General features: G+C 70.0%; 4 protein-coding genes and 1 pseudogene. 3 read left to right on the forward strand and 2 right to left on the reverse strand.

Going from position 1 to position 3,593, the window contains the following annotated elements; genetic code table 11:
* A pseudogene (locus G6019_RS12415) lies at window positions 1-393 on the forward strand (nitroreductase family protein); the annotation flags it as partial.
* A gap of 18 nt (window positions 394-411) precedes the next feature.
* On the opposite strand, the gene G6019_RS12420 reads toward G6019_RS12415, so the two are convergent.
* The gene (locus G6019_RS12420) at window positions 412-843 is read right to left on the reverse strand and encodes a universal stress protein (protein ID WP_182613287.1); all 432 of its coding nucleotides are present in this window, start codon (window positions 841-843) and stop codon (window positions 412-414) included.
* A gap of 243 nt (window positions 844-1,086) precedes the next feature.
* Here G6019_RS12420 and G6019_RS12425 point away from each other — a divergent pair, with 243 nt between their 5' ends.
* On the forward strand, window positions 1,087-1,521 hold the full coding sequence (locus tag G6019_RS12425; protein WP_107756899.1) for an Hsp20/alpha crystallin family protein: 435 nt from the start codon (window positions 1,087-1,089) through the stop codon (window positions 1,519-1,521).
* A gap of 79 nt (window positions 1,522-1,600) precedes the next feature.
* Entirely contained in the window at window positions 1,601-2,758 is a 1,158-nt protein-coding gene (locus G6019_RS12430) for an alpha/beta fold hydrolase (protein WP_206681825.1), read from the forward strand.
* Between the two features lie 56 nt (window positions 2,759-2,814).
* On the opposite strand, the gene G6019_RS12435 is transcribed toward G6019_RS12430, so the two are convergent.
* Window positions 2,815-3,593 (reverse strand): magnesium transporter (locus G6019_RS12435; protein WP_182627713.1); only part of this gene is annotated, 779 nt, incomplete at its 5' end.

Raw genomic sequence — 3,593 nt, forward strand, 5'->3', positions numbered from 1 at the left:
GGCCACGATGGCGACCCCGGGCGCCACGCCGGCGACCCCGGAAGCCGTGCCGGCGACGCCGAGGACGCGGGCGCGTTCCTCGTCATGGCGACGCCCGGTGACGACCACTTCAGCCATCTCCGTGCTGGTGAGGCGAGCAGCGCGGTGCTCCTGGAGGCCACGTCCTTCGGCTTGTCGACCTGCCCGATCAGCGAGGCGCTGGAGGTGCCGGCGACCCGGCGGGTGTTGCAGCAGTCCGCCATGTCGAGCGGATGCTTCCCCCAGCTCATCATCCGGATGGGGTGGGCGCGGCCGGGCGCGAAGGCCCTACCGCTGACGCCGCGACGGCCGGTGGCGGACATCCTGACGACGATGTCCTCCGGGGTGGCGGCGGCAGCCAGGGCCACGGCCTGATTCAGCCCCGGATCCCGGTCAGTCCTCGTGCATGATGAGGACGGGGCAGTGCGCGTGGGTGGCACAGGCGGAACTCACCGATCCCACAAGAAGCCCGACGAAACCGCCGTGCCCGCGGCTGCCGAGCACGAGCATGTACGCGCCCCTGCTGTGCTCGATCAGCAGGCGCGCCGCGGGCCCCTGCAGGACCGTCTGGCGGAGCCCTTCGGGGGGTGATCCGTCGAACGCGTCGTCGACCGCGGTGGCGAGCAGCTTTGCGGCATCCTCGTCGAGTGTCCAGTCCGCCGAGTAGTAGGCGTCGATCATCGGCGGGTAGTCCCAGGTGGTGATCGCCTCCACCGTCAGGTCCAGGGCGGCGGCGATCTGCGCGCCTCGTCGTAGTGCGGAGAGTGACGGACGGGACCCGTCGACTCCGACGACGATGCGGTCCGGGCTCAGTGCTTTGGTCATGCCGTCATCGTCGTACCGGTACCGGAACCGCCGATAGGGCCGAAAGTCCCGCGGTGAGAGGTCCCCGGGTCGATCGACCCGTCCGACCGTGCGTGTGCCCGTCGGTGGTCGGGCATGCCGGTCGAGTGGACCGTCGAGGTCGGGCCCAATGGCCCTACTCCGCCCCGATCGGCGGGACGACGATGGGTCGTGACCACCCGTCACGATGTTGCGTGATGTCGTCCGAGCAGAAGGAGCACGATCATGGCGGACAACCTGGCACGTTTCGATCCGTTCGCGGGGCTCGACGCCCTGCGGAGGGAGTTCCTGGACAGCGGTCTGTTGGGCACCCTCCGCGGCAGGGCCCCGACCACCGACGTGTACACCGAGGGGGACACGGGGTTGGTGGTGGAGGTCCATCTCCCGAACTTCGAGGAGAAGGACATCTCCGTCGCCGTCGACAAGGGGACGCTGTCCATCCAGGCCGAGCGGCACGAGCGCGACGAGGACAAGTCGCGCAAGTACGTCGTCCGCGAGAGCAGCAGCAGCTTCTTCCGCAGCATCGCGTTGCCCGATCACGCCGATGTCCAGAAGATCACGGCCGACTACGACGACGGTGTCCTCAAGGTCACCGTCCCCCTGGCGGAGATCTCCGCGCCGACGAAGATCCAGATCGGGTCCGGTGGCAGCGCGCCGTAAGTCGCCTGGTCGGGCGCACGGGTGGGTTACCGCGGCGGCCGTTGTCGCGGTCGTCCTCCTGCTCCTTCCTGTGCTCCTGTTGCCCCTCACCACGTCGGTCCCACTATGGGCGTGGCTACCCCTTCTCGTGCTGGGCCTGGGCGGTCTGGTCTGGCTCGTCGCCGCGCGTCGCCGGCGGTGGGTGCGGCCGGCCGCGGTGGGCGTGGTGGCGATCGCGGCGATCGGGTCGGTGCTCGCCTCGCAGACCCTCGCCGTGACGCCGCCGATCACCGGACCGGACGGCGAGCCGGTGCCCGGCAGCATTGCGTCGATGGAGGCGGTGGAGCTGAACGGCAGCGAGCAGTGGATCACCCTGCGCGGCCACGACACGTCAAACCCGGTCCTGCTCAACCTCGGGATGGGCGGCCCGGGCGGCGGCGGGTTCTTCAACTCGCGCGAGTTCCGGCCGCTGGAAGAGCACTTCACGGTGGTGAACTGGGACGAGCCGGGGACGGGCAGGTCGTACGGCGCCGTGCCGTTCGACGAGCTCGACCGGCAGCGGTTCGTCGACGACGCGGCCGCGCTCGCCCGGTACCTGATCGAGCGATTCGGGCAGGAGAGGATCGTGGTCTACGGGGTGTCGTGGTCGAGCATCCTCGGCATCTGGCTGGTGCAGGAGCACCCCGAGCTCTTCCACGCCTTCGTCAGCAGCGGGCAGATGGTCAACACAGGTGAGAACGACCGGATGGGCTACGAGCTGGCGCTGGCGCACCTCGAGGAGCAGGGCGAGACCCGGCGTGCGGACAGGCTCCGCGAGAACGGGCCGCCGCCGTACCACGGCGAGAACGTGGTGCGGCCCTACGTGGACTTCCTCGACGTGCTCAACGAGATCATGGGCACGCCCCGCTACACGCTGGTGGTGCCGCTCCTCGGGTTCTTCGTGCCCGAGTACGGCTACCTCGACACGATCAACCACACCCGCGGATTGATCGACTCGTTCAACGCCGTGTATCCGCAGCTCGAGGACCTGGATTTCGTGGAGCAGGCCCCCGAGCTGGAGGTGCCGGTGTTCTTCTTCGTCGGACGCCACGACGTCAACGCGATGCCGAGCCTGGTGCAGGAGTACTACGACGTACTCGACGCCCCGACCAAGGAGCTGATCTGGCTCGAGGGCGGACACGGTCTGGGCAGCGCGGAGAACACCGACGTGTTCGTCGACGTGATGCTCGAGCAGGTCCGGCCGCTGGCGGTGGCGTGACCCGCCCGTCACCCACCCGGCCCGTCACCCACCCGGCCCGTGACCCACGGGGCGTGTCACACCACGAGGACGGACGCCACCGCGAGGTAGATCGTGACCGTGATGATGTCCTGCAGCACCGTGGCGAGGGGGCCCGAGCCGAAGGCGGGGTCTTTGCCGACCCTGTCGATGAGCCACGGCAGCACCAGCGCGATGACCGTGGCCAGTGAGGCGGCGGCGAGCAGCGCGAGGGCGACCGCCAGCGCCACCGACCAGTCCTGCCAGATCACACCCACCAGGACCAGTGACACCACGCCGAGGACGAGCCCCAGGAGGATCCCGGTGAGGATCTCGCGCCCTGCCACCTGACGTATCCCGACCCCCAGCGAGAGTCCGCGGATGACGAGCGCCTCGGTCTGGGTCCCGATCGCGTCGGCGAGGTAGACCACGCCGGGGACGAAGAACGCGATGAGGACGTGCTCGGCGAGCACGGCCTCGAAGCCGCCCACCACTCCCGCGGCGAGCAGGGCCCCCACCAACCCCACCACCAGCCACGGAAGCCGGTGCCACAGGCGCTGCAGCACCGGCTCGACCGTGGTGGTCTGGGCGGGAGAGGCGGACTTGAGGAATCCGCCCAGGCGGACGAGGTCCTCATCGTGTTCCGCGAGCAGGACCCCGAGCAGCGCGGTCGCGGGCACGAGACCGACGAACCGGCCGTCGTCGACGACCGCCAGGGTCGGTTCGCCGTGTTGGACGGCGCGCCACGCCGCCTGCTCCTGCACGGCGGTCGGGGCCACCACCGGGGGAGCGGTGTCCATGATCGCGCCCGCCCGCGTGTCGTCCGGGGAGCGGAGGA

The organism is Dietzia sp. DQ12-76, from assembly GCF_014145045.1.
Classification (GTDB): Bacteria; Actinomycetota; Actinomycetes; order Mycobacteriales; family Mycobacteriaceae; genus Dietzia.

Coding starts and splice junctions, on each gene's coding strand:
- G6019_RS12420 (WP_182613287.1), bottom strand. CDS start 843: ATGACCAAAGCACTGAGCCCGGACCGCATCGTCGTCGGAGTCGACGGG.
- G6019_RS12425 (WP_107756899.1), top strand. CDS start 1,087: ATGGCGGACAACCTGGCACGTTTCGATCCGTTCGCGGGGCTCGACGCC.